We start from the raw sequence: 23806 nt of genomic DNA, 5'->3' as shown, positions 1-23806 counted from the left end.
CGCGACCCTTTCCCGGCCGGTCCGAAGGCCGGGGCGGCCGCCCCACGGGCAGGCGGTCCGGCGAGGCGGGGACGGGATCAGATTTTGCCGGCGCGGCGGTCGTAGATGATCATGAAAACCTGGTCGATCTGGACGTAGAGGTTGGGCAGGGCCCAGATGGTCTGGATCATGGTGGTGTTGGTCGGCTCGCCGAGCAGGGCCGTGGTCTGCTGCACGAGCTGGCGCACGGAAATCAGGTCGTGGGCCAGGACCACCAGGGAAAAGCGGCCGGAATCCTTGTCGCAGCCGTAGTAGATCCGGCCAAGCGGCACGCCCTGGAACTCGGGCTTCTCGTCCTTGTCGTAGTAGAGGACAAAGGGGCTCTTGGCCACGACCTCGGGGTCGTAGGCCAGGCCGAACATCTGCAGTTGCCGGTCCCAGATCGGCCGGGCCCGTTCGATGCCGAACGAGGGTCCTTCGAAGAGCTCCTTGCAGGATTTGCCGAACGGGTATTTGCCGAATCCCTGATGCAGGTCCATGGCCAGGGCGCTCGTGGCCGCGGCCAGGGCGAGAAGGCAGGCGCACAAAAAACGTTTCATAAGCTCCTCCCGGCGTCCTGAAACTGCCGGTGGTGTTTCTTTAGGCCCTGCGCCACAGCTTGTAAAGGCCGCCTGGGGCGAGCAGGGCCCGGCAGGCGGGCAGGGCCTCCTGCGGCGGCCGGCCGAGGTAGAAGGCCAGCGCCGCCGGCGCGACCCCCGTCCGTTCGGGCAGGAGTTGCCGGTAGGCGGCGTCGAGCTTTACCATCTTGTAAGCCTCGTCTCGGGCACCCTCGTCCCCGGCCAGGGCCAGGCGGCACAGGCCGTCCAGCCGGACCAGGTCGGTTGCGGCCTCGTGGTTAGCGCACAGGGCGGCCAGCCCGCTTCCCGGCGGCAGGAGGTCGGCCCGGGTCAGCCGTTCCTGCCGGTACATGGCGGCAAGTCCCTCCGGGGCCTCGCAATAGAGGGCCCGGCACTCGGCCGGCCGGCGGTCGTGGATGGAACAGGCGGCCGGGGTGGCGAAGAAGCGGCAGGCCCGGCCGTCCGGTCCGGGCCGGACCTTGACCAGCTCGGCCGGGGCGGGACCGACGCCGCCGGCCACGTTGTCGGCCACGTGGTCGCCCCGGCGCAGGGTGACGAGGGTGTCCGGGCCAAGGAGGCCCGAGGCGGCAAGGGGCAGGTCGGACCGGTGCAGGGCCGGGCCGCCGGCCCGGCAGCAGGCGCCGCAGCGGCGGCAGGAGGCGTCGGGTGTGGGCATGGGCAGGTGCATGGGAAAAAAAACCGGGTTTGGCAAGAGCCGGGGCGAGCAAGGCCGGCCGACGCAAAAGGGCTTTGCATCGGCGGCGCCGAAATGGTAGGAGGGCAGTTGCTGCGTGGACCAGCGCCAACCTCGTTTTCCCGTTGACAGAAGCCTGTTGTCATTTTAGGACGGGAGCGATTGTGCAATTGTTCACTTTCCTTCTGACCCCACGTGAATAACACCCCGCCCGCCGGCGAGCAGGGTCGGCCGGGGGGGGATGCGCAAATGGCGGCAGGATGTCGTCGGCGGCGCATGTTAAACTGGTTAAGGCGGTAACTCTTCAAACCCCACTGGAGGAAGCAAATGGCGAAACACCAAACCCCCTTGTTGGACCAGCTCGAAAGCGGGCCGTGGCCCAGCTTCGTGTCCGACATCAAACAGGAAGCCGAGCACCGGGCCACCAATGCGGCCGGCCTGGACTACCAGACGCCGGTTGACTGTCCTGACGACCTGCTCGGCGTGCTGGAACTCTCCTTCAAGGACAAGGAGACCCACTGGAAGCACGGCGGCATCGTCGGCGTTTTCGGTTACGGCGGCGGCGTCATCGGCCGGTACTGCGACCAGCCCGAAATGTTCCCCGGCGTTGCCCACTTCCACACGGTCCGCCTGGCCCAGCCCTCCGGCAAGTACTACACTTCCGACTACCTGCGCGGCATCATGGACATCTGGGACCTGCGCGGTTCCGGCCTGACCAACATGCACGGCTCCACGGGCGACATCGTGCTTTTGGGCACCACCACCCCGCAGCTGGAAGAAATCTTCCACGACGTCACCCACAAGATGAACACCGACCTCGGCGGCTCGGGCGGCAACCTGCGCACCCCGGCCGACTGCCTGGGCAAGTCGCGCTGCGAATTCGCCTGCTACGACACCCAGGATCTGTGCCACACCCTGACCAACGACTACCAGGACGAGCTGCACCGCCCGGCCTTCCCCTACAAGTTCAAGTTCAAGTTCGACGGCTGCCCCAACGGCTGCGTGGCCTCCATCGCCCGTTCGGACTTCTCGGTCATCGGCACCTGGAAAGACGACATCCGCATCGACCAGGACCGCGTCAAGGGCTATGTCGCCGGCGAGTTCAAGGCTGGCGGCGGCTCCCATGCCGGCCGTGACTGGGGCAAGTTCGACATCGTTAAGGAAGTCGTGGACCGCTGCCCCACCGGCTGCATGTCCTATGACGGCGCCAAGCTCTCCATCGACAATGCCAACTGCACCCGCTGCATGCACTGCATCAACACCATGCCCGCGGCCGTGAAGATCGGCGCCGAAACCGGCGCTTCGATCCTGCTCGGCGCCAAGGCCCCGATCCTCGACGGCGCCCAGATGTCCTCGCTGCTCGTGCCCTTCGTGGTCGTCGAGAAGCCCTACGACGAGATCAAGGAAGTCATCGAGAACATTTGGGACTGGTGGATGGAAGAAGGCAAGAACCGCGAGCGCGTGGGCGAGACCATGAAGCGGCTGTCCTTCCAGAAGCTGCTCGAGGTCACCAACATCAAGGCCGTGCCGCAGCACGTGGTGGAGCCGCGCTCCAACCCCTACATCTTCTTCAAGGAAGATGAAGTGCCCGGCGGCTTTGCCCATGACGAAAAGGCCTATCGCCAGAGACACATGAGATAAGCGGGGGGACACAGACATGGCATTCATTTCTTCCGGATACAATCCCGACAAACCCATGGAAGGCCGGATCACGGATATTGGTCCTCGTCATTTCGAGGAGTTCTATCCGCCGGTTATCAAAAAGAACAAAGGCGCCTGGGACTATCACGAGATCGTGAAGCCGGGCGTGCTCAAGCACGTCGGCCTCTCGGGCGATGTGGTCTACACCGTGCGCGTCGGCGCCGCCCGCCTCATGAGCGTCACGCACATCCGCGAGATCTGCGAGATCGCCGACAAGCACTGCGGTGGCCACCTGCGCTTCACCACGCGCAACAACGTGGAGTTCATGGTCGAGACCGAGGCCGCCCTTGACGGCCTGCTGGCCGATCTGGCCTCCCGCAAGTTCGCCGGCGGCAGCCAGAAGTTCCCGGTCGGCGGCACCGGCGCCTGCGTCTCCAACATCGTCCACACCCAGGGGTATGTCCACTGCCACACCCCGGCCACCGACGCCTCCGGCCCGGTCAAGGCCGTCATGGACGAGATGTTCGAGTACTTCCAGTCCATGACCCTGCCGGCCATGGTCCGCATCTCCCTGGCCTGCTGCCTGAACATGTGCGGCGCGGTCCACTGCTCCGACATCGGCATCGTCGGCATCCACAGGAAGCCCCCCATCGTCGAGCACGACCGCCTGGACAACATCTGCGAAGTGCCCCTGGCCGTCTCCGCCTGCCCCACCGGCGCCATCAAGCCGGCCAAGGTCGAGATCGACGGCAAGAAGGTCAACTCGGTCGCGGTCAACGCCTCGCGCTGCATGTACTGCGGCAACTGCTACACCATGTGCCCGGCCATGCCGCTCGCCTCCGGCGAGGGCGACGGCATCGTGCTCATGGTCGGCGGCAAGGTGTCCAACCGGATCTCCATGCCCAAGTTCTCCAAGGTCGTTGTGGCTTATATCCCCAACGAGCCCCCGCGCTGGCCGACCCTGACCAAGATGGTCAAGCACATCGTCGAGGTCTACGCCGCCAACGCGCAGAAGTACGAGCGCCTGGGCGAATGGGCCGAGCGCATCGGCTGGGAGAAGTTCTTCGAGCTGTGCGATCTGGAATTCACCCACCACTGCATCGACGACTTCCGTGATCCGGCCTACTACACGTGGCGCCAGAGCACCCAGTTCAAGTTCACCAAGCACATCGAAGCCTAGCAACCACTTCCGGGCGGGGACCTGTCCCCGCCCGGATCAAACAAAGAGGGGACGCCATGCCTTCCGAGAAAGAGCAAGTTCTCGAGTTCCTTACGGGAAAGACGGGCAAGTCCAAGTTCTACTTCAGCGATTTCTGCAAGATTTTCCCGGACAAGAAGCAGCGCGAAGTGAAAAAGGTCCTCACCGAGCTGGTCAACGAAGGCAAGCTCGAGTTCTGGTCCAGCGGCTCGACCACCATGTACGGCATGACCGGCGCCGGCAAGCAGAAGGCCGAGGAAGAATAGTTCCCACGGCGCGGGCGTTTCGCGATCCGGACCCATTGGCGCGGGCCGCCGCGGCAAGGACCGCACCCCGCCCGGCGGGACGCCCATGACGGACCGCCTCGCGAAACACCAACCTCATGCCGCGCCGCAGGGCGCAAGCAGTGCACGCGCCGTGAACCATCGCCCGCGTCTTGTCCTGGCCGGGCTTTCCGGGGGCGCCGGCAAGACCATCCTGACCCTCGGAATCTGCCGGGCCCTGGCTGTCGCCGGCCTTCGCGTTCGTCCATTCAAAAAGGGTCCGGATTATATCGACGCCGCCTGGCTTGGCCTTGCCGCCGGGCGCGACGCCACCAATCTGGACCCTTTTTTATTGCCGGAAGCCAGGCTCCCCTCCCTGTTCCTGGAAAAATCCCGCGACGTCGACATTTCGGTCATCGAAGGCAACCGGGGCCTCTTTGACGGCATGGACCTCGCCGGTTCCTGCTCCACCGCCGCCCTGGCCCGGACCCTCCTCGCGCCGGTCGTCCTCATTCTCGACGCCACCAAGATGACCCGGACCGCCGCCGCCATCGTGGCCGGGGTGGCCGGATTCGAACCGGGCCTCCACCTGGCCGGGGTGGTGGTCAACCGCACGGCCGGACCGCGCCATCGCGACATCGTGTCCGGGGCCATCGAACAGCTGGCCGGCGTGCCGGTTCTCGGCCTGCTGCCGAAAATTTTCGAAAATCCGATTCCCGAACGCCACATGGGGCTGGTCTCGAACCGCGAGCACGGGGCCGTGGACGCCATCCTCGACAATCTGGCCGCCGTTATCCGGCAGCACGTGGACCTCGACCGGCTTTTGGCCATCGCCCGGTCCGCCCCGCCCCTACCGGATTCCACCGCTCCCGTGGCCGCCATTTCAGGCCCGGTTCCGGCCGCCGGCCCGGCCCCGGTCATCGGCGTGGTCCGGGACGCGGCCCTGTGGTTCTACTACCCGGAAAATCTCGAAGCCCTCGAACGGGCCGGGGCCCGCCTGGCCTTTGTCAGCCTCCTCGACGACGCGCCCTGGCCCGATCTCGACGGCCTCTACCTCGGCGGCGGCTTCCCCGAGACCCAGGTCGAGGGGCTCGCCGCCAACACGGCCACGCGCTGCCGCGTCAAGACCCTGGCCGCGGCCGGGCTGCCCATCTACGCCGAGTGCGGCGGGTTCATGTATCTCTGCCAGGGGCTCGACATGGACGGCCGGACCCATGCCATGGCCGGCGTCTTTCCCGTGACCACCACGCTCTGTGCCCGGCCCCAGGGCCTGGGCTACAGTCTGGCCCGGGTCGTGCGCGCCAATCCCTACCACCCGGTCGGCACCGTCCTTCGCGGCCACGAATTCCACTATTCCCGCTGCCAGGCCGCCCTCGGCGCCTGCTCGGGGGAGGCCCCGGGGCTGCCCGGGCCGGAAGCCTTCGCGCTCACCATGGAGCGCGGCGTCGGCATGCTGGACGGCCGCGACGGGCTCCTTTTCAAGAACACCTTCGCCGCCTACACCCACATCCACGCCGAAGGCGCGCCCCACTGGGCCATGAACTTCGTCAACACGGCGCGGGGGTACGCCAAGGCGAAGATGCCTCCGGCGGCCGGGAGGGGGTAACCCCCTCCCGGACCCTCCCTGGCGGGCTGCGGGCTTGCCGGCACGAAGTCCCGCAGCTGCAGTGGAAAAGGACGGAGGCCACCGGCATTGGCATTCCTTTTTCCCTTTGACCATGAACCCGGATCGACCGCCCGGCCGACCCAATACCCCTACACCATTGAGGGGGTCCGGGGGGGATCATCCCCCCCGGCCGCCGGAGGCATCTTCTATGGACACCATCCTACGTGAAATCGCCACACCCGCCGGGACGCTGCCCTGGCGGCCGGAGCATGGGGCGGCCCTGGTCGAGGGCGGCGGGCCGGAGCTGACGTACGGGGCGTATTTCGAGGCCCTGGAAGCGTTTCTGGCCGGGGACGGGTACGCGGCCCTGGGCCGGGCCTTGGCGGCGGCCGGGCATGGGGACGGCGTGGCGGGCGTGGGGGAGATCGTCGTCCGGGCCGAGAAGCACGGGGCCCTCTACCATCCGGCCAGCGTCACGGTCCGGCTGGGGCATGGGGTGGCGAAATTTTGCGTCAATGTGGCGGCCACGCCCGTGGCCGTGGCCTGCCTGGAAGAGGAGGCCGGGCTCTTGCGCGGCCTGCGAAGCCGTTTCACGCCGGAGTTCCTGCCCTGCCCGTACGCGGTCGGGCAGGCCCGGGGCCTGGCCTTTTTGCTGGAGGAGTGGTTCGGCGGGTTCCACGAATTCCACCAGGACGGGGCCGGCCGGGTGCGGTTGTGGGATTTCGACGCCGGGGAGCGGGTGCTGACGGCCGGGGAGACCGCGGCGCTCTATGGCGAGGCGGCCCGGATCCTGACCCGGTATTTCGACGCGCCGACCGGGGCGTCCATCGGGCCGTGGCACCACGCGGCCGGGGATTTCGTGGGGAGCCTGGCCGGCGGGGAAGTGGCGGCAAGGCTCGTCACCGTCCGGGGCTACGGCGCGTCGCGCAATTTTACCGAAGCCGGCCCCATGGCCGAGCGGTTGGCCGGGCTGGCCTTTTTCACCAACATGACCATGCGGCTGCGGCTCGACCGGGTGGACGGGGTCGGGGAGCTGGTTTTGGCCGGTCCGGAGGTGGCCGGGGCGGCGGTGGCCGGATTTGCCCGGGGCCTTGGCGAGCGGCCGGACCTGGACGACGGGGGGCTGGGGCTCCTCGATTTCCTGGACTCGTTTTCGGCCGAGGAACTGGCCGGGGCCGGCAGCCAGCTCATGGACGCGGCTGCGCCCGGGGAGCGGGAGCTGTGCGCCCGGGCCTGGCCGGAACACGCCGCCCTCCTGGTCGAGGGGCTCGCCGGCATCTAGGATCGCCGCACATGCTTCCGGGGTGCTTCGGCGCGTTTTTCCTCGAAAGCCTCCCGCCAGGGGGAGGCCGGCCATGACCCGCTACGCCGCCCTCGTCGAAGCGACGGGCGACCTGCGGCCCGGGGCCGCGACGGCGGTCGTGCCCTGGTGGAGTTTCACCAAGCCCCTGATCGCCGCCTGCCTGCTCAGGCTGGCCGGGAAGGGCCAACTGGATATCGAGGCCAGGCTGGACGCGTATCCCTTTACGGTCCGCGACCTTCTGCAACACCGGGCCGGGGTGGGGGATTACGGGGCCCTGGCCGAGTACCGCGAGGCGGTGTCCCGGGGAGACGCGCCCTGGTCCGACCAGGCGCTTTTGGCGCGGGTTTCGCCGGACAGGCTCCTTTTCGCGCCCCGGACCGGCTGGGCCTACTCCAACGTCGGCTACCTGCTCCTGCGCCGGCTGATCGAACGGATTTGCGGCACGGGTCTCGGCGAGGCTCTGGCCGCTCTGGTCCTTGGTCCCCTGGGGCTTGTCGCCTCCCGGCTGGCGGAACGGCCCGCCGACATGGCGGCCACGGCGTTTCCCGGCGGCCACGGCTACCAACCGGGCTGGTGCTTCCACGGGACCGTCATCGGCCCGGTGGCCGAGGCGGCCCTGGCCCTGCACCGGCTGCTCGCGGGCGAGCTCCTGGCCCCGGCCTGGAAGCAGGCATTTCTGGAACCGTTTCTCCTCGCGCCGGGGATGGCCGGCCGTCCGTGGCACACGGCCGGCTACGGGCTCGGCCTCATGCGCGGGACCATGAAGCGTCCGGGCATGGACCGGCCCTTGGCCGTGGCCGGCCATTCCGCCGGCGGGCCGGGCAGTGTGGGCGCGGTCTACCACGCCCTGGACAGGGGAGGGGGAAGGACGGTGGCCGTGTTCGCCGACGCCGAGGACGCAAGTGCCGTGGAGACGCGAGCCCTGGCGCTCCTGGCCGGAAGGTAGCCCGGCCGCAGGTGCGCCGTTCCGGTGGGGCCGGGGTCAGGATGCGGAAGGAGCGGCTTTCTCGGCCAGTTTCTTCTCGGCCAGGGCCAGGACCCGGGCGGCTTCGGCCAGGCGGGGTGCTGCGTCCACGGCCCGTTTGGCCGCCGAACGGGCCTCGGCCCAGTGGCCAAGGCGCGCTTCCACCAGGGCCAGCGTCTGGTCGAGCAGGGGCTGGCGGACGCCCTTTGCCTGGACGTCGAGCAGGATGCGCTCGGCCAGGCTCCATTCCTCGGCCTTGCCGGCCGCGGTCAGCAGGAAATCGTAGGCCCGGGCGTTGTCCGGGGACTCTTCCACCGCCCGCCGGATGTATTCGAACGACGGCTTGAACTGGCCGGCGTCGAGGAGGCGCGAGGCGATCAGCGGGAAAAGCCCTTTCTCGTCCACGTAGTCTTCCACGGCCGCCCGGAAGTTGCGCTGGGCTTCGAGCAGGTTGCCGTCGGCCAGAAATTTGCTCCCCTTGATGATGGCATGGTCGATGCGCAGCTTGCGTTCGCGCATGGCGTCCAGGTCTTCCCGGCCGAGCTCGTCTTCGAGCTGTTGGGCCAGGGGAATGAGGGTGGAGCAGAGCTTCTGCTCCTGTCCCTTGACGTAGGGGATGCCGTTTGGGGCCAGTTTCCGGATGTGGGGCAGTTTGCTCAGATTGGAAAAGCTTTCGCGCAGCAGGCCTTCCACCATGATGCGGTCGGAGCTCGGCAGTTTGACGGACACGAAAGCCCGCAAGGCCATGACCACGAGCTGCACGGTCCGCAGTTCGTCGTTTTTGGCAAAGGCGGCCTTGGCCCGGGCCAGGTCTTCGCGAATGGATTTTCCGGATGGCGGCATGCCCTGTTCCTTCAAAAGGTTCCGGCCGGCCGGGCCGGCTGGAACGCCTCCGGCTGTCGGCGGCGTCGGGAAAGAGTTCCCAGGCGCGGACGATACGGGAGTTTGGCCGGGATTAAAAGCCCCGGACGCCGCCTAATGGGCCTGGCCCCAGGTCTGGCCCGCGCCCCAGTCGACGGCCAGGGGCACGGCCAGGGCGACGACCCCGCACATGAGCGCGGACAGCCGCTCGCCGGCGGCCTGGGCGGCCGCTTCCGGCGTTTCGAGCAGCAGTTCGTCGTGGACCTGGAGCACCATGGCCGCGCCGAGCCCGGCCAGTTCCGGGTCGTTGTGGGCCGCCAGCATGGCCATCTTGATGATGTCGGCCGCGCCGCCCTGGACCACCGTGTTGATGGCCTGGCGCCGGGCCTGGGAGGCCAGCTGGCTGTTGGCGGAATGGATTTCCGGCAACAGCCGCCGCCGCCCGGCCAGGGTGGTGACGAAGCCCTGCGCCTTGGCCGTGTCCACGATGCCCTGGTAGAACGTCGAGAGGCCGGAGAGTCGCTCGAAATACTTCTCGATGAAGGCCTTGGCCGCGTCGAGCTTGATGCCGAGGTCCCGGGACAGCTTCTGGGGCCCCATGCCATAGAGCAGGCCGAAGTTGATGGTCTTGGCCTGCCGGCGTTCGTCGGGCCGGATGTCGGCCTCGGCCTTGTCGAAAAGGATGGCGGCCGTGCGGGCGTGGATGTCGGCCCCCTGCTCGAAGGCCGCAAGGAGCGCCGGCTCGCCGGACAGGTGGGCCAGGACCCGCAGCTCAATCTGGGAATAGTCGGCCGCGACCAGCTTTTTCCCGGCAGCGGCCACGAAACACTCGCGCATGCGCCGGCCAAGGGTGCCCCGGATGGGGATGTTTTGCAGATTGGGGTTGGAGCTCGAGAGCCGGCCCGTGGCCGTGGCCAGATTGTTGAACGTGGTGTGGATCCGGCCGGCGGCGTCGGCCAGGCGCGGCAGGGGATCGAGGTAGGTGGAGCGGAGCTTTTCGAGCTTCCGGAATTCCAGGATGCGGTCCACCAGCGGGTTTTCGCCGGCCAGCCGCTCGAGGGCCTCCTGGGAGGTCGAGGCCGCGCCGCCCGGGGTCTTGCCCCGGGGCTTGAGGCCCATCCGGCCGTAAAGGACCTCCCCGAGCTGCCGGCTCGACCGGGGGTTGAACCCCTCGCCGGCCAGCTCCCGGATGGCCCCTTCGAGGCGGGCCAGTTCGGTGGCCACTTCCGCGCCAAAGGCGGCCAGGGCGGCGGTGTCGATGCCGATGCCGATCCGCTCCATGGACAAAAGGACGGGCACCAGGGGCAGCTCCAGCCGGGCCACCAGGTCGGAGAGGCCGGCCGCCTCCAGGCGCGAGGCCAGGAGATCGGCGAGGCGGGCCGCGGCCTTGGCCGTGTCGGCCGGGGACAGGTCCGAGGCGTCCACGGCCGGATCGGCGAAAAGGCTGTCGCGCAGCCGCTCGAACCCGTAGTTGCGCTGTTCGGGATTGAGGAGATAGGCGGCGAGGCCGAGGTCGAACCATGTGGGGAGGGGCAGGGCCTCGAAGGCCGGATCCAGGGCCAGGAGGGCCTTGACCGAGGGCACGGCCACCCGGGAGGCTGTGGCCAGAAGCGGGGCCAGCTCGGCCGGGGCGGCGTCGGTCGCGCACTCGGCGGGGCCGAGGGACAGGGTGAAGCCGCCGGCCACCGGTACCAGGGCCACGGCCCGGCCGGACAGGTCCGGCAGGCCGGTGGCCGGGACGAAGTCCCGGGCCGCGCCCGGTTCCACGGGCGGCGGGCAGGGCCGGTCGTTGCCGAAAAGCGAGAGCTGGGTGGCCGCGCCAGCGGCCTTGGGAGCGGCCGCCTGGGCCGCCTTGCCGGCCGGGTCGGTCGGCAGGACGGCCGCCTCCCGGGCCAGGGTGCGCAACTCGTAGGACTCCAGAAAGGCCCGCAGCCCGGCCGTGTCGGGCTTGGCCAGCAGCGCGTCGGCCAGGGCCGTGTCCGGCAGGATGTCGGTGCGAAGGCGCGTCAGCGCACGGTAGGTGAAGACCGCCTCCAGAAAGGGCTCGATCTTTTTGCGGGCCGAGACGGGCACGGCGTCCAGGTTGTCGCGCACGGCTTCGAGCGTCGGCAGGGTGCGCAGGATGGCCAGCGCCGTCTTGGGGCCGACCCCCGGCACGCCCGGGATGTTGTCGCTGGTGTCCCCGACCAGGGCTTGCAAATCCGGCCAGGAGGCGGGCTCGATGCCGCACTCGGCCGTGAAGGCGGCCTTGGTGGTCAGCTTCTCGGCCTTGCCCGAGGGATCGTAGAGGACCACCCGGTCGTCCAGGCACTGCTTGAGGTCCTTGTCCGCGCCGACGATGACCACCGGCCGGATGTCCCGGAACCGGGCGGCCAGGGTGGCGATGCCGTCGTCGGCCTCGGCGTCCTCGGGCACGATGACCGGCACGCCAAGGAGGCGCAGGCCCTGGCGCAGGGGCTCCACCTGCCGGGCCAGGGGCTCGGGCATGGCGTCGCGGTTGGCCTTGTAATTGGAATAAATCTTGCTGCGGAAATTGGGGCCGCGTCCGTCCAGAAAGAAAACCAGGTGGCTCGGTTCCTGTTCTTTCAGTAACTTGAACAGCAGCCGAAAAATCATGAAAAGGGCGCTGGTCGGAAACCCGTCCGAGCGGGAGAGGTCGCCGAAGGCATGGTAGCCCCGGTAGAAAAAAGCGGTGCCGTCCACGAGGAAAACCGGGCTCTGCTCGAATCCGAGGCGTTTGGCGAGGGTCATGGGGCTCCTTTGGGCCTGTCCTTGCGGCGGTGCCGATGGCGGGTTTGTACGGCAGGGGCGTGCGGGTTGCAACCGGGAGCGGCCGGGCCTCGACAAAGCCGGGGGAAGGGCCTAGAAGGCCGAGATCGTCGTCATGTTGGTCGGCTTGGTGAATGCGTGTTCACCAAGCTATACATTCCGGAATAATTATATTATCGGGTGTTGCCCGAAACAGGGTAATCGACCGGCAGGGAGAAGGACCGAATGATTGCATGTTTCAAACAAAGACTCTTTCTGGCTGTCATCACGAGTCTTTTCGTTGCGGGCCTCTTCGCCGGCCAGGCCCAGGCCCAGGACGCGGCCACGCCGTCCGCCAAGGACCGGGTGGCCAACCGCTATACCGCCAACGCCAAAAGCGGTTCCGCCAACGGCTCCCAGGCCGGGAGTCCCGCCCCGGCGGGCGACGGCATCGAAGCCAAGATCGAGAAGATTCCGCTGCCGGACTTCGTCAAGGACCGGCAGACCGATCCGGCCGTGGCCCAGCACACGACCACCGGCGCCGGCCTTCCGGCCGCCGAGGGCAACCCCATCGACATGCAGCAGAGCGCCCAGCGCGGCCTTGACGCCAACCCGCAGATGCAGTCGGCCCGGGCCATCCTGAGCGGCGCCGAGCAGCAGCGGCGCCAAGCCATGGCCAATTTCGGGGCGGTCGGCACGGTGAGCTACACCTTCCAGCGGACCGACGCCCAGGTCATCAGCCAAAACGCCGTCACCATCCCGAGCAACCAGATCATCAACAGCATGACCGGGTCCTCGCTGGCCACATCGACCTATTCCTCTTCCCGGATCGGCTACTGGAAAAACCTGTACCAGTTGCAGTTGACGGCCACCCAGCCGCTTTTCACCGGTTTCAAGCTCTTGAGCAGCTACCAGAAGGCCGAGCTGTCCCGGGAGCAGGCCGAGGCCAACATCAAGTACACGGAACTGAGCCTCATCAAAGCCGTGCAGCAGGCCTTCCTGACCCTGCTCCAGGCCCGGTCCAACGTGCAGAGCAACAAGGATTCCGTGGCCCGGCTCGAATCCCAGTACAAGGTGGCCCAGGCCTACTACGACGTGGGCCTCAAGCCCCGCCTCGACGTGTTGCAGGCCGAATCCGACCTGGCCCAGGCCGAGCAGAACCTGCTGAAGGCCGAAAACGATGTCCTGGTCCAGACGGCCCAGCTCAATTCGCTCCTAAACCTGCCGCTTAACCAGCAGACCAATTACGTGGGCGAGCTGACCTACATCCCGTTCCCCATGAGCATCGAAGAGTGCCTGGACACGGCCTACAAGCTGCGCCCGGACCTCTACATGGGGGTGAAGACCGTCCAGATGGCCGAACGCGACGTCAAGATCGCGGCCAGCACCTTCTATCCCCAGGTCCAGGCCCAGGCCACCTACACCAAGCAGGGCAACCAGCCCGACCTCGGCCTCAAGGACTCCTCCGGCGCCACCACGCCGGACTCCGCCGCCATCGGCATCGGGGCCACGCTCCAGGCCTGGGACTGGGGCTCGACCTACTTCGGCGTGCAGTCCGCCCGGGAAAACGTGAAAAAGGTCCAGGCCGACCTGGCCAAGCTGCGCCTCGACGTCGGCTACCAGGTCAAGACCTTCTACCTAAACATCCAGGACGCGGCCAAACGCATCTCCGTGGCCCGCACGGCGCTCGAAGCCTCGCGCGAAGGCTACCGCATGGCCGTGGCCCGCTACCAGGCGCAGGTCGGCACCAGCACCGACGTCCTCGACGCCCAGGCCCGGGTGAGCTCGGCCGAGTTCAATCTGACCCAGGCCCTGACCGACTACCAGAGCGCCCTGGCCGACATCTACGTGGCCATGGGCGTCAAGAACCTGAGCCTCGTCTCCAACTAGCTCCAGGCCCGCCCCCGCGCGGCCACGAAAAAAGCCCGGGCATGCCCGGGCTTTTTTATGGTCTGAGAATCGGGGCTCCGCCCCGAACCCCGCCGGGGAAGGAAGACGCCTCCGGCGGCCGGGGGAACCCTTCCCAAAAACTTTTGGCCGGCTTCGCCTGGGGCGCGGGGAGCTTCGGCCCCGTTCGGGTGGGTCCGGGAGGGGGTGACCCCCTCCCGGCCGCCGGAGGCATCTTCCCTCTTCTCCCCCGTCTCCGTTGCCGCCTAGCGCTTCTTGCGCTTGTCGATGGCCCGGCGGGTGAGGACCGCGAAGAAGCCGCCGACCAGGCCGAGGACGAGCCCCCGGCGGATGTCCATGAAAAAGAGGCCGCCGAGGACCCCGACCGCCCCGCCGATCAGAAGCCCCCGCTTGAGGGCTTCCTTGAATTCCTGCCGATTGGTTTCGTTCATGCGCCTTTCCTCTCGGGCCTCCCGGGCCCCTCGGGTTCGAGGACTTCGGTCCCGCCCATGAAGGGCACAAGGACCGGCGGCACGACGACCGAGCCGTCCTTGCGCACGTAGTTTTCGAGGATCGCGGCCATGGTCCGGCCGATGGCCAGGCCGGAGCCGTTTAGCGTGTGCACGAGGGCCGTTTTTTTGCCGCCTTCGGGCTTGAACCGGATGTCGGCCCGCCGGGCCTGGAAATCCTCGAAATTGGAGCACGAGGAGATCTCCCGGTACTTGTCCTGTCCGGGCAGCCAGACCTCCAGGTCGTAGGTCTTGGCCGAGGAAAAGCCGAGGTCCCCGGCGCAAAGGGCCACCACCCGGTAGGGCAGGCCGAGGGCCTGGAGAATGGCCTCGGCGTGGCCGGTCAGGACTTCGAGCTCCTGGTAGGAGGTGTCCGGGTGGACGAGGCGGACGAGTTCCACCTTGCCGAACTGGTGCAGGCGGATGAGCCCCTTGGTGTCCTTGCCGTAGGACCCGGCCTCGGACCGGAAGCACTGGGTGTGGCAGGTGTAGGCCAAGGGCAGGGCCGCCTCGGGCAGGACCTCGCCCCGGTGGAGGTTGGTCACCGGCACCTCGGCCGTGGGGATGAGGTAGGCGGCCTGGCCGTCGAGCTTGAAGAGGTCCTCGGCGAATTTGGGCAGCTGGCCCGTGCCGGTCAGGCTCTCGGCGTTGACGATGTAGGGGGTGGCCACCTCGGTGTAGCCGTGGCCCAGGGTGTGGGTGTCGAGCATGAAGGCGGCGAGGGCCCGCTCCAGCCGGGCCAGGCCGCCGCGCAGGACCACGAACCGCGCCCCGGACAGTTTGGCCGCCCGCTCGAAGTCGAGGCCGCCAAGGCCCGTGCCCACGTCCTGGTGTTCCATGGCCGGGAAATCGAGGGCGCGGGGCACGCCGACCCGGCGGATCTCCACGTTGTCGTTTTCATTGGCCCCGTCCGGGGTGGTGGCGTGGGGGATGTTCGGCACGCCAAGGAGCAGCTCGGTCACGGCCGCGTCCACGTCCCGGGTCTTTTCGTCCAGGGCCTTGATGTCTTCGGAAAGGGCGCCGAGTCCGGCCAGGACGTGGGCGGCGTCGCCGCCCTGGCGCTTTATTTTCGCCACCTCGGCCGAGGCGGCGTTGCGCTGGCCTTTTTTGCGCTCGACCTCGGTGATGGTTTCGCGGCGGCGTTCCTCCAAGGCCAGAAAGGCGTCGAGGTCAAAGGGAAAGCGCCGCCGGGCCAGGCCGTCGGCCACGGCCTGCGGATTCTGGCGCAAAAATTTCATATCCAACATGACTGGCTCCTTGGTCTTTTCCGTCGCCAAGGCATGTACGCGGGGCCCGTTTGCCGCGTCAAGTCCAGGCGGCGCCGACCGAGGCCGCGGGCGGGAAAACCGGGCCGCCCGGCCTGTCGGCCGCCCGGAGGGGGACGGCGACGGACGCCGGGCTTGCGGCCCGGCCGAATCCCTCTTATCCATCCGGAACTTGACGCAGGTCTTGCCTTGGGTAATGCCTGCAATGGGTCGGAGTCCGTCTTCGGCGGCACCGGAGCACGGTTGGCGGCCGCGAGGCCGGTCCGGGGCCTGGCGGATCGGGGCCGGGGCCGGCCGGACCAGTCCGGGGCCAGGGGACGGCGGCGGAAAGGTCCGGACAGGGAGGCCCGGGGGGCGGGCGGCCCGGCCCGAGGGACGCGGCGGTCGGAATGCGGGAGCGAAAGGAGGGAGCAGGTGGAAGACGGTTTTGCAGCGTTGACGGAACGGCTCGGCGCGGCGCTCCGGGCCAGGGGCTGGAGGCTTGCCTGCGCCGAATCGTGCACCGGCGGCCTCTTGGCCAGCGTCCTGACCGACGGGGCCGGGGCCTCGGACTGGTTCTTCGGTTCGGTCGTGGCCTACGCCAACGAGATCAAGCGCGACGTGCTCGGCGTATCCCAAACGGTTCTCGACACCAAGGGCGCGGTCAGCCGGGAGGCGGCCCTGGCCATGGCCCGGGGCGCCCGGGGGGTCCTTCGGGCCGACATCGCGGTGGCGGTCAGCGGCATCGCCGGACCGGGGGGCGGCACGCCCCAGAAGCCCGTGGGCACGGTCTGGATGGCCTGGGAAAGTCCGGAGGCGGTGGAGGTCAAGCGGTTCACCTTCGCGGGCGACCGGCTGGCCATCAAGCGCCAGTCCGTGCGCGAGGCCATGGCCGGCGTCCTGGCCCTGGCCGCCCACCCGGACGGGGGGAACGGGCCAAACGGGCTCTAGGGCCGTGTCCTCGATGTCCTGGCAGGGGCGTTTTTAATGCAACGCACGGATAGAATTGGCTTTTATCCTAAAAATGCCGACGTGTTTTAAGGGTGCGGCACGAGGCCGGCTCCGGGACGGCAAGGGGGCAGGGCCGGCCGGTTTACGGCCCGTCGGGCGAGGCAACGCACGCCTCCGGCTTTGCCGCCGCCCGGCGCAGGGCCGAAAGCCCCTTGCTCGAAACGATCCAGCCCTTGGCCTTGCCCGCGCCTTTGATCCGGATGCGCAGCAGGTAGCCGTGGGTGAAAAGATCGTCCAGGTCGTCGTCGTCGAACTGCCTGGCCAGGGCCTTTGGCATCATGCCCCGGTGGGCGCTCAGGCGCGAAGAATGGTAGACATCGTTTAGAATCCGCAGATGCTCGGGTTCGAGTTCCAGGCCCTCGGCCGGGTCCAGGCCGGGCAGGGCGCGCCTGCCGGCATCGGTCAGCCGCCAGCCGGCCACGTCCTTGCCGCAGGGGAAAGAAAGCTTGACCCGCTCCAAAAATCCGGCATCCTCAAGGCCTGCCAGATCGTCCTTCGCGTAATGCAGGGCCTGCCGCCGCGGCAAGGTCCCGTGGTAGCGTGCGACCGTGGCAAAGGCGGCCGCGGCGCGCAAAATCTCCACTTGCTTGGCTGAAGGTTCCATGAGCCGCCTCTTTTTCCGGTGTCTAGCAAATTTCCGGTTCGCCAGGCAAGGAGTGGGATTTCATGGGGTTGGAGGAACCGGCCGCCGGATTTCCCGTCTTTACAATTTGTGCTTTTCTGATAAGGAATCAGCCTGTTTAGGGTTTGTGAAGAAAGGGACATTTCCATGCTGAAATTGGTGGATTTTTTGGTTTTGGAGCAAAAGGCCGTCCTGGACCGGTGGTTTGAACTGGTCATGGATACCTATGCCGAAAATACTGCGGTGCTTTGGAAGAAAAGGGAAGATCCTTTTGCCAATCCGGTGCGCCACAAATTCGAGGCCGGCATGCGGGGGATCGTGCTCGGGCTGGCCGCCAGCGGGCCCATGCCCGACCCGGCCGTCTTCACGCCTCTCCTCGACGAGATCGTCCGGGTCCGGGCGGTGCAGGATTTCACCCCGTCCCAGGCCACGGCCTTCGTGTTCCTGCTCAAAAAGGCCGTGCGCGAAACGCTCTGGCCGCAAGTCACCGAACACAACCTTTTTGTCGAACTGCTCGCCCTGGAATCGGCCATCGACGTCCTGGCCCTGCTTTCCTTGGACATCTACTGCCAGTGCCGCGAGAAGATTTCCGAACTGCGGATCAACCAGATCAAGAAACAGTACGACAGGCTCCTCAAACGGGCCAATATCGTCTGCGACTTCTCCGACGAGGGAGAGGAACCGTGAGGCGCGTTTCGGGCAAACCTTTAACGAGGTGAGGGTACATGGCAGCGTTTTATTCCTTTCTCGTGGTATTGGCGCTCATCGTCATCCCGTGGCTGGGCGCCGGGATGGGGATGGGTGCGCTGTTCGGGATCGTCCTCCCGTACATCGCGATCATCATCTTCATGGTGGGATTCGTCTCGCGCATCGTGGAGTGGGCCAAGATCCCGGTCCCGTTCTGCATCCCCACCACAGCCGGTCAGCAGAAATCGCTGCCCTGGATCAAGTGCAACCCCTGGGACAACCCGTCCACCAAGTTCGGCGTGTTCATGCGCATGGTGTTCGAGGTGCTGACCTTCCGGTCGCTTTTCCGCAACACCACGGTGAAGCTGCAGCAGGACGGCCCCAAGGTCGGCTACAGCTCGGAAAAGTCCCTGTGGCTCTTCGCCCTCGTCTTCCACTACTGCTTCCTGGTGATCCTCTTGCGGCACCTGCGCTTTTTCATGGCCCCGGTGCCCCGTCCCATCGGCATCGCCGAGTTTTTCGACTCCATTTTGCAGATCGGCCTGCCGGTCATGTACCAGACCGACGCGCTCATCCTGGTCGGCCTGCTGTTCCTGCTGGCCCGGCGGGTCTTTGACGGCAAAACCCGCTACATCTCGCTCATGCAGGACCACTTCCCGCTTTTCCTGCTCCTTGGCATCGTGCTGACCGGCGTCTGGATGCGCTACGTGGTCAAGGTCGACGTCATCGCGGTCAAGGAACTGGCCATGGGGCTCGTCACCCTGCACCCGGCCATGCCGAAAAATCCCATCGACCCCTCGGTCTACGCCCACCTGACCCTGGTGTGCGCCCTGTTCGTCTATTTTCCCTTTTCCAAGCTCATGCACATGGGCGGCGTTTTCCTCTCCCCCACCCGGGTGCTGCCCAACATGAGCCGCCGGGCCATGTGGGTGAACCCCTGGAACGATCCGACCATCAAGCCGCATTCCTACGAGGCTTACGAGGACGACTACCGCGAGAAGATGATCGAAGTCGGACTCCCCGTGGACAAAGAGGCCTAGACGCGGGCCCGAACCCATTATTCTGGAGAGAAGTGAGGAGCGAACATGGCCAAGTATCCGCCACCGGAAGAACTTATCAAGATCAACTACTCCACGCCGGTCAAGTCGTGGATGGACACCAAGACGCCGTTTCGTCCGGGCAACTTCAGCTATCCGGCCAAGCCCGACATCCTGAAGTACCTCGGCATGCCCAATCCCCGCGTCTGGTCGCCGACCGACGACGACTGGCAGCTTCCGCCCGACTGGAAGCGCATCGTCATGGAGAAGTTCCGCGAGAAGCTCAAGAAGTACCGCTCGTTCAAGGTCTTCATGGACATCTGCGTCCGTTGCGGCGCCTGCGCCGACAAGTGCCACTTCTTCATCGGCGGCGGCGATCCGAAGAACATGCCCGTGCTTCGCGCCGAACTGCTGCGCTCCATCTACCGGGGCGAGTTCGGCGGCGCGGCCAAGATCCTCGGCAAGCTGGCCGGAGCCCGCAAGCTCGAAGAGGATGTGGTCAAAGAATGGTTCATGTACTTCTACCAGTGCACGGAATGCCGGCGGTGCTCGCTGTTCTGCCCCTACGGCATCGACACCGCGGAAATCACCATGATGGCCCGCGAGCTGCTCCATGAGCTCGGCTGCAACATCAACTGGATCCTCGAGCCGGCCGCCAACTGCAACCGCACCGGCAACCACCTCGGCATCCAGCCCCACGCCTACAAGGACATGATGGACTTCCTCCTCGACGACATCGAGGAGATCACGGGCAAGCGCATCCGGCCCAATGTCAACAAGAAAGGCTGCGAGATCCTTTTTATCACCCCCTCGGGCGACATCTTCGCCGACCCGGGCATCTACACGTACATGGGGTACCTGATCCTCTTCGAGCATCTGGGCCTCGACTACACCTGGAGCACCTACGCGTCCGAGGGCGGCAACTTCGGCCTTTTCACCTCGGACAAGATGATGAAAAAGCTCAACGCCAAGATGTACGCCGAGGCCAAGCGCCTGGGTGTCAAGTGGATCCTTGGCGGCGAGTGCGGCCACATGTGGCGCGTCATCAACCAGTACATGCTGACCATGAACGGACCGGCGGACTTCCTGGAGACCCCGGTTTCGCCCATCACCGGCACCAGGTTCGACGCCGCCGCCGGCACCAAGATGCTCCACATCTGCGAGTTCACCGCCGACCTGATCAAGAACAACAAGATCAAGCTCGACCCCTCGCGCAACGACAACTTCGTCACCACCTACCACGACTCCTGCAACACGGCCCGCGGCATGGGCCTGCTCGAGGAGCCGCGCTACATCCTCAAAAACGTCTGCCGCCAGTTCTACGAAATGCCGGAGAACACCATCCGCGAGCAGACCTTCTGCTGCGGCGGCGGCGCCGGCCTCAACAACGAGGAATTCACCGAGACGCGCCTGCGCGGCGGCCTGCCCCGGGGCAATGCGGTCAAGTATGTGCGCGATCGCCACGGCGTCAACAACCTGGCCTGCATCTGCGCCATCGACCGCGCCACCCTGCCGCCGCTGTGCGACTATTGGGCCCCTGGTGTCGGCGTCTCCGGCGTGCATGAGTTGGTGGGCAACGCGATCATTCTCGACGGCGAGAAGAAGCGTACCACCGATCTCAGGCAAAACCCCCTGCCGGGGATGGAGGACGAGGAGGAATAATCTATGTACAATGCCAAATACATCATTCCAGGCATTCTGTTCTTCCTGGCCCTCATTTTTACCCCGGTTCTCTACAACCTGGGCAAAAGCTTCGAGGTCACGCCGGAACTGCCGAAGGATCAAAAAGAGTGCATCGAGGATGCCAAGGTCATGCGCGACAAGCACATGCAAATCCTAAACGAATGGCGCAACGAGGCCGTGCGTGACGGCAACCGCATCTACGTCAACGCCAAGGGCCAGAAGTTCGTCAAAAGCCTGACCAATACCTGCATGAGCTGCCATACGGACAAGGAAAAGTTCTGCGACCGCTGCCACAATACGGTAGGCGTGGCCCCCTATTGCTGGGATTGCCACAATCTCTCGCCGAACCAGAAGTCGCCCATCCCCCCCGCCGCCACCGGCGAAACGGGCGGACACTAGGCCGGCGCGCCCGGTGACACCTCCACTTAAGGGGACCAAACGATGAAGAGCAGCAGACGAGAGTTTATGAAACTGGCCGCCCTCTCCGCCATGGGGATCGGCGCCGCTCGCCTCGGCTTCCTGGGTGACGCTCCGGCCTTTGCCGAGCCCCTGCCCACGGTGGCCAATTTCGAGGAGGGCTTGCGCGCCAAGCACTGGGGCATGGCCGTCCACACGGCCAAGTTCACCCCCGAGCTGATCGCCAAGTGCCGCAAGGCCTGCCATACCGAACACAACGTGCCCGACATCCAGGGCAAGAAAGAGATCAAGTGGTTCTGGTCGGCCTCCTTCGACGAGGCCTTCCCGAACGAGCACCCGCACTATCAGGCCGAAAAGATCGAGCATCTGCCGGTGCCGCTTTTGTGCAACCACTGCGAAGCCCCCATGTGCGTCAAGGTCTGCCCGACCCAGGCGACCTTCCAGCGCCCGGACGGCATCGTCATGATGGACTTCCACCGCTGCATCGGCTGCCGGTACTGCATGGCCGGCTGTCCCTACGGCGCGCGCAGCTTCAACTTCCAGGACCCGCGGCCGTTCATCCACGACTTCAATCCGCTTTATCCCACCCGCATGCGCGGCGTGGTCGAGAAGTGCGACTTCTGCGCGGAACGGCTGGCCATCGGCAAGCTGCCCCGTTGCGTGGAAGCGGCAGACGGGGCGCTGGTCTTCGGCGATCTGGCCGACGAGGGGTCCGACATCCGCAAGACCCTGCGCGAGCACTTCACCCTCCGCCGCAAACCGGACGCCGGCACCTCGCCGAGCGTGTATTACATTCTGTGAGGTAAGCCATGCTGGAAAAAGCACTCAAAGGGAGTCCCCGGTACTGGGGCACGCTGATCGGCCTGGGCTTGCTCATGCTGCTCGGTCTCGGCTTCTGGATCTACCAGTTGTCGAACGGCATGGTCATCACCGGGCTGAGCCGCGACGTGTCCTGGGGCTTTTACATCGCCCAGTTCACTTATCTGGTCGGCGTGGCCGCCTCGGCCGTCATGCTCGTCCTGCCCTACTACTTCCACCACTACAAGGAATTCTCCAAGATGATCATTCTTGGCGAATTCCTGGCCATCGCCGCGGTCGTTATGTGCCTCGGCTTCATCGTCGTGGACATTGGTCAACCGCAACGGATGCTCAACGTCCTTTTGAACGCCACGCCGCACTCGGTGCTCTTCTGGGACATGGTTGTCCTTAACGGCTACCTGTTCCTGAATATCGTGGTCGGCTGGACGAGCCTGCAGTACTTTCGAAACGACATGACCCCGCCCAAGTGGGTCAAGATCCTGGCCATCGTGTCGGTCATCTGGGCCTTCTCGATCCACACGGTCACGGCCTTCCTGTACGCCGGCCTGCCGGGACGCCACTACTTCCTGACGGCCATCATGGCCGCCCGGTTCCTGGCCTCGGCCTTCTGCTCCGGTCCGGCCATCCTGCTCCTGCTCATTTTGCTGCTCAAGCGCCTGACCGGGTTCGATCCCGGCAAAAAGGCCATCAATCGTCTGGCCGTCATCATCACCTACGCCATGTGCGTGAACATCTTCTTCTTCCTGCTCGAAGTGTTCACCTCGTTTTACAGCAACATGCCCGGCCACATCGCGCCGTTCAAGTATCTGTTCACGGGGATTGACGGCCACGCCATGATGGTGCCCTTCATGTGGACGGCCGTGGTCCTCGGCCTTGGCTGCCTGATCTTCCTCATCCCGACCCCGGTCCGCGAACGGACCCCGGCCCTGGTGGTGGGATTGATCATGCTGGTCATCGCCTCCTGGATCGACAAGGGCCTCGGGCTTCTCATCGGCGGCTTCACGCCCAACCCCTTCGAGACCGTGACGGTCTACGCGCCCACGGTTCCGGAGATCATGATCTCGCTCATGATCTTTGCCCTCGGCGGCATCGTGCTGACGGTCTTGTGGAAGATCGCGGTGGAAGTGCGCGTCGAAGTGGAAGGCGGCAACGCCTCCCTGGTGCCGCCCCCGGTCGAATAGGGCTGCGGCTCTCCGTCCTGCCAACGAAAAGGCCCGCTTCCGAAAGGAGGCGGGCCTTTTTTGCGTGTTTAAACGGGAAGATGCCTCCGGCGGCCGGGAGGGGGTCACCCCCTCCCGGACCCACCCGAACGGGGGCGAGGCTCCCCGCGAAACCCGTGAAAAGTTTTTGGGAAGGGGTCCGGGGGAACCCTTTTTTCAAAAAAGGTTCCCCCGGCCGCCGGAGGCCTCTGCCTCCCCCGGCGACGCTACTCGTCCCCGTCCAGCATCAGCTCCCGGCCCTCGCCGGGATAGACGCGCCGTTCGGCATAGGGCGTCGGTGTGGGCACGGGCCAGATGCCGGGCCGGGGCTCGGCCCCTTCCCGGGCCACGGCCGAGGGGTGCTTGTCGGCCATGACCGGGTGGGAGCGGATGTCCACGCCCGGGACAGGGCAGCTGAACTCGATGGCGATGTTGTTGGGGTCGAAGGAATAGACCGAGAGGATGAACCCGTGGTCGATCAGTTCCGACACCCAGAAGCCGGCCGCCTCCAGGCTGTCGCGGATGGCCCACAGGTCGTTTCGGTCGCGCACGCCGATGGACACGTGGTCGAAGGCCAGCGGCCCCTTGACCGGCACGCCGTGGTCCTTGGGCGGGATCGGCTCCACGTCCGGCCATTCGAAGAACGCGATCATGTCCGTGGCCGTGATCTCCAGGAAGTAGTGGCGGTAGCCCGGCCGGCCAAGGCCGGCCACCAGCCGCATGCCGAGGAGATCCCGCCAGAAGCGGATCGTCGTGTCCATGTCGCGCGTGGCCATGGCCAGATGGTTGATGCCGGTATAATGCATGGCGCGTGCCT

22 protein-coding genes are annotated in these 23806 nt (G+C 66.4%); 14 read left to right on the top strand and 8 right to left on the bottom strand.

All coding sequences use genetic code 11. The annotated features are described in order from the left end of the window. Positions 1-77 precede the first annotated feature (77 nt). Together DFW101_RS10975 and DFW101_RS10970 are read right to left on the bottom strand one after the other, a co-directional pair. Positions 78-578 (bottom strand): hypothetical protein, encoded by a 501-nt coding sequence (locus DFW101_RS10975; protein ID WP_009181587.1) that lies wholly within the window; start codon positions 576-578, stop codon positions 78-80. Positions 579-618: 40 nt separating this feature from the next. Then, positions 619-1284 carry a YkgJ family cysteine cluster protein gene (locus tag DFW101_RS10970; RefSeq protein ID WP_009181586.1) on the bottom strand — a complete coding sequence of 222 codons (666 nt, stop codon included), beginning with the start codon at positions 1282-1284 and terminating at the stop codon, positions 619-621. Positions 1285-1617: 333 nt separating this feature from the next. On the opposite strand from DFW101_RS10970, the gene dsrA reads away from it, so the two are divergent. The 6 genes from dsrA (at position 1618) to DFW101_RS10940 (ending at position 8247) form a co-directional block, all read left to right on the top strand. Beyond that, positions 1618-2931, top strand: coding sequence for a dissimilatory-type sulfite reductase subunit alpha (gene dsrA, locus DFW101_RS10965; RefSeq protein WP_009181585.1), 1314 nt, complete (start codon positions 1618-1620; stop codon positions 2929-2931). Between the two features lie 16 nt (positions 2932-2947). Continuing rightward, positions 2948-4111 carry a dissimilatory-type sulfite reductase subunit beta gene (dsrB, locus tag DFW101_RS10960; RefSeq protein WP_009181584.1) on the top strand — a complete coding sequence of 388 codons (1164 nt, stop codon included), beginning with the start codon at positions 2948-2950 and terminating at the stop codon, positions 4109-4111. A gap of 56 nt (positions 4112-4167) precedes the next feature. Then, positions 4168-4395: a dissimilatory sulfite reductase D family protein gene (locus DFW101_RS10955; RefSeq protein ID WP_009110767.1), complete on the top strand. Its 228-nt coding sequence runs from the start codon at positions 4168-4170 to the stop codon at positions 4393-4395. 151 nt (positions 4396-4546) lie between these two features. Then, the gene (locus DFW101_RS10950) at positions 4547-5998 is read left to right on the top strand and encodes a cobyrinic acid a,c-diamide synthase CobB (RefSeq protein WP_043642858.1); all 1452 of its coding nucleotides are present in this window, start codon (positions 4547-4549) and stop codon (positions 5996-5998) included. 208 nt (positions 5999-6206) lie between these two features. Then, complete coding sequence (locus DFW101_RS10945; RefSeq protein WP_009181582.1) at positions 6207-7280, top strand: hypothetical protein; 1074 nt, start codon at positions 6207-6209, stop codon at positions 7278-7280. A 73-nt stretch (positions 7281-7353) separates the two neighbouring features. Beyond that, complete coding sequence (locus DFW101_RS10940; RefSeq protein WP_009181581.1) at positions 7354-8247, top strand: serine hydrolase domain-containing protein; 894 nt, start codon at positions 7354-7356, stop codon at positions 8245-8247. A gap of 36 nt (positions 8248-8283) precedes the next feature. Here the strand turns inward: DFW101_RS10940 and DFW101_RS10935 are convergent, their stop codons facing one another. Then, a complete protein-coding gene (locus DFW101_RS10935; RefSeq protein ID WP_009181580.1) occupies positions 8284-9108 on the bottom strand; it encodes a tetratricopeptide repeat protein in 825 nt (274 codons plus the stop codon). Between the two features lie 132 nt (positions 9109-9240). After that, positions 9241-11877: a DNA polymerase I gene (polA, locus tag DFW101_RS10930; protein WP_009181579.1), complete on the bottom strand. Its 2637-nt coding sequence runs from the start codon at positions 11875-11877 to the stop codon at positions 9241-9243. 243 nt (positions 11878-12120) lie between these two features. Here polA and DFW101_RS10925 point away from each other — a divergent pair, with 243 nt between their 5' ends. After that, positions 12121-13764, top strand: a complete 1644-nt coding sequence (locus tag DFW101_RS10925; protein ID WP_009181578.1) for a TolC family protein — start codon at positions 12121-12123, stop codon at positions 13762-13764. A gap of 263 nt (positions 13765-14027) precedes the next feature. On the opposite strand, the gene DFW101_RS10920 is transcribed toward DFW101_RS10925, so the two are convergent. Both DFW101_RS10920 and serS read right to left on the bottom strand, forming a co-directional pair. After that, complete coding sequence (locus tag DFW101_RS10920) at positions 14028-14213, bottom strand: hypothetical protein (RefSeq protein ID WP_009181577.1); 186 nt, start codon at positions 14211-14213, stop codon at positions 14028-14030. Further along, the gene (gene serS, locus DFW101_RS10915; RefSeq protein WP_009181576.1) at positions 14210-15517 is read right to left on the bottom strand and encodes a serine--tRNA ligase; all 1308 of its coding nucleotides are present in this window, start codon (positions 15515-15517) and stop codon (positions 14210-14212) included. The genes DFW101_RS10920 and serS overlap by 4 nt, the downstream gene beginning before the upstream one ends. 432 nt (positions 15518-15949) lie before the next feature. Between serS and DFW101_RS10910 the strand changes: the two genes are divergently transcribed. Continuing rightward, positions 15950-16465, top strand: coding sequence for a CinA family protein (locus DFW101_RS10910; RefSeq protein WP_009181575.1), 516 nt, complete (start codon positions 15950-15952; stop codon positions 16463-16465). 142 nt (positions 16466-16607) lie between these two features. Here the strand turns inward: DFW101_RS10910 and DFW101_RS10905 are convergent, their stop codons facing one another. Beyond that, complete coding sequence (locus DFW101_RS10905; protein WP_009181574.1) at positions 16608-17129, bottom strand: hypothetical protein; 522 nt, start codon at positions 17127-17129, stop codon at positions 16608-16610. A 165-nt stretch (positions 17130-17294) separates the two neighbouring features. Between DFW101_RS10905 and DFW101_RS10900 the strand changes: the two genes are divergently transcribed. From DFW101_RS10900 to dsrP, 6 genes are read left to right on the top strand one after another with little or no spacing between them, the layout of a single operon-like run. Then, complete coding sequence (locus DFW101_RS10900; protein WP_009181573.1) at positions 17295-17834, top strand: RsbRD N-terminal domain-containing protein; 540 nt, start codon at positions 17295-17297, stop codon at positions 17832-17834. Positions 17835-17872: 38 nt separating this feature from the next. Further along, complete coding sequence (gene dsrM, locus DFW101_RS10895; RefSeq protein WP_009181572.1) at positions 17873-18874, top strand: sulfate reduction electron transfer complex DsrMKJOP subunit DsrM; 1002 nt, start codon at positions 17873-17875, stop codon at positions 18872-18874. Positions 18875-18919: 45 nt separating this feature from the next. Beyond that, a complete protein-coding gene (dsrK, locus tag DFW101_RS10890) occupies positions 18920-20533 on the top strand; it encodes a sulfate reduction electron transfer complex DsrMKJOP subunit DsrK (RefSeq protein WP_009181571.1) in 1614 nt (537 codons plus the stop codon). Between the two features lie 3 nt (positions 20534-20536). Further along, on the top strand, positions 20537-20953 hold the full coding sequence (dsrJ, locus tag DFW101_RS10885) for a sulfate reduction electron transfer complex DsrMKJOP subunit DsrJ (RefSeq protein WP_009181570.1): 417 nt from the start codon (positions 20537-20539) through the stop codon (positions 20951-20953). Positions 20954-20995: 42 nt separating this feature from the next. Continuing rightward, positions 20996-21772: a sulfate reduction electron transfer complex DsrMKJOP subunit DsrO gene (gene dsrO / locus DFW101_RS10880; RefSeq protein WP_009181569.1), complete on the top strand. Its 777-nt coding sequence runs from the start codon at positions 20996-20998 to the stop codon at positions 21770-21772. Positions 21773-21780: 8 nt separating this feature from the next. Further along, positions 21781-22971 carry a sulfate reduction electron transfer complex DsrMKJOP subunit DsrP gene (gene dsrP, locus DFW101_RS10875; protein ID WP_009181568.1) on the top strand — a complete coding sequence of 397 codons (1191 nt, stop codon included), beginning with the start codon at positions 21781-21783 and terminating at the stop codon, positions 22969-22971. A 245-nt stretch (positions 22972-23216) separates the two neighbouring features. Here dsrP and DFW101_RS10870 read toward each other — a convergent pair whose 3' ends face one another. Then, positions 23217-23795 (bottom strand): VOC family protein, encoded by a 579-nt coding sequence (locus DFW101_RS10870; protein WP_009181567.1) that lies wholly within the window; start codon positions 23793-23795, stop codon positions 23217-23219. Positions 23796-23806: the final 11 nt, after the last annotated feature.

The sequence above is a fragment of the Solidesulfovibrio carbinoliphilus subsp. oakridgensis genome (assembly GCF_000177215.2).
Taxonomy (GTDB): Bacteria; Desulfobacterota; Desulfovibrionia; order Desulfovibrionales; family Desulfovibrionaceae; genus Solidesulfovibrio; species Solidesulfovibrio carbinoliphilus.
The sequence above is the reverse complement of the archived record's forward strand: the minus strand, read 5'-3'. Positions and strand labels throughout refer to the sequence as shown.

Excerpts from the sequence above, each read along its gene's own strand:
- DFW101_RS10920 (WP_009181577.1), bottom strand. The coding sequence starts at position 14,213 with ATGAACGAAACCAATCGGCAGGAATTCAAGGAAGCCCTCAAGCGGGGG.
- DFW101_RS10905 (WP_009181574.1), bottom strand. The coding sequence starts at position 17,129 with ATGGAACCTTCAGCCAAGCAAGTGGAGATTTTGCGCGCCGCGGCCGCC.
- dsrK (WP_009181571.1), top strand. The coding sequence starts at position 18,920 with ATGGCCAAGTATCCGCCACCGGAAGAACTTATCAAGATCAACTACTCC.
- serS (WP_009181576.1), bottom strand. The coding sequence starts at position 15,517 with ATGTTGGATATGAAATTTTTGCGCCAGAATCCGCAGGCCGTGGCCGAC.
- DFW101_RS10935 (WP_009181580.1), bottom strand. The coding sequence starts at position 9,108 with ATGCCGCCATCCGGAAAATCCATTCGCGAAGACCTGGCCCGGGCCAAG.
- dsrM (WP_009181572.1), top strand. The coding sequence starts at position 17,873 with ATGGCAGCGTTTTATTCCTTTCTCGTGGTATTGGCGCTCATCGTCATC.
- dsrJ (WP_009181570.1), top strand. The coding sequence starts at position 20,537 with ATGTACAATGCCAAATACATCATTCCAGGCATTCTGTTCTTCCTGGCC.
- DFW101_RS10870 (WP_009181567.1), bottom strand. The coding sequence starts at position 23,795 with ATGCATTATACCGGCATCAACCATCTGGCCATGGCCACGCGCGACATG.
- DFW101_RS10955 (WP_009110767.1), top strand. The coding sequence starts at position 4,168 with ATGCCTTCCGAGAAAGAGCAAGTTCTCGAGTTCCTTACGGGAAAGACG.
- DFW101_RS10925 (WP_009181578.1), top strand. The coding sequence starts at position 12,121 with ATGATTGCATGTTTCAAACAAAGACTCTTTCTGGCTGTCATCACGAGT.
- DFW101_RS10940 (WP_009181581.1), top strand. The coding sequence starts at position 7,354 with ATGACCCGCTACGCCGCCCTCGTCGAAGCGACGGGCGACCTGCGGCCC.
- polA (WP_009181579.1), bottom strand. The coding sequence starts at position 11,877 with ATGACCCTCGCCAAACGCCTCGGATTCGAGCAGAGCCCGGTTTTCCTC.
- dsrA (WP_009181585.1), top strand. The coding sequence starts at position 1,618 with ATGGCGAAACACCAAACCCCCTTGTTGGACCAGCTCGAAAGCGGGCCG.
- dsrB (WP_009181584.1), top strand. The coding sequence starts at position 2,948 with ATGGCATTCATTTCTTCCGGATACAATCCCGACAAACCCATGGAAGGC.
- DFW101_RS10975 (WP_009181587.1), bottom strand. The coding sequence starts at position 578 with ATGAAACGTTTTTTGTGCGCCTGCCTTCTCGCCCTGGCCGCGGCCACG.
- dsrP (WP_009181568.1), top strand. The coding sequence starts at position 21,781 with ATGCTGGAAAAAGCACTCAAAGGGAGTCCCCGGTACTGGGGCACGCTG.
- DFW101_RS10970 (WP_009181586.1), bottom strand. The coding sequence starts at position 1,284 with ATGCACCTGCCCATGCCCACACCCGACGCCTCCTGCCGCCGCTGCGGC.
- DFW101_RS10945 (WP_009181582.1), top strand. The coding sequence starts at position 6,207 with ATGGACACCATCCTACGTGAAATCGCCACACCCGCCGGGACGCTGCCC.
- dsrO (WP_009181569.1), top strand. The coding sequence starts at position 20,996 with ATGAAGAGCAGCAGACGAGAGTTTATGAAACTGGCCGCCCTCTCCGCC.
- DFW101_RS10900 (WP_009181573.1), top strand. The coding sequence starts at position 17,295 with ATGCTGAAATTGGTGGATTTTTTGGTTTTGGAGCAAAAGGCCGTCCTG.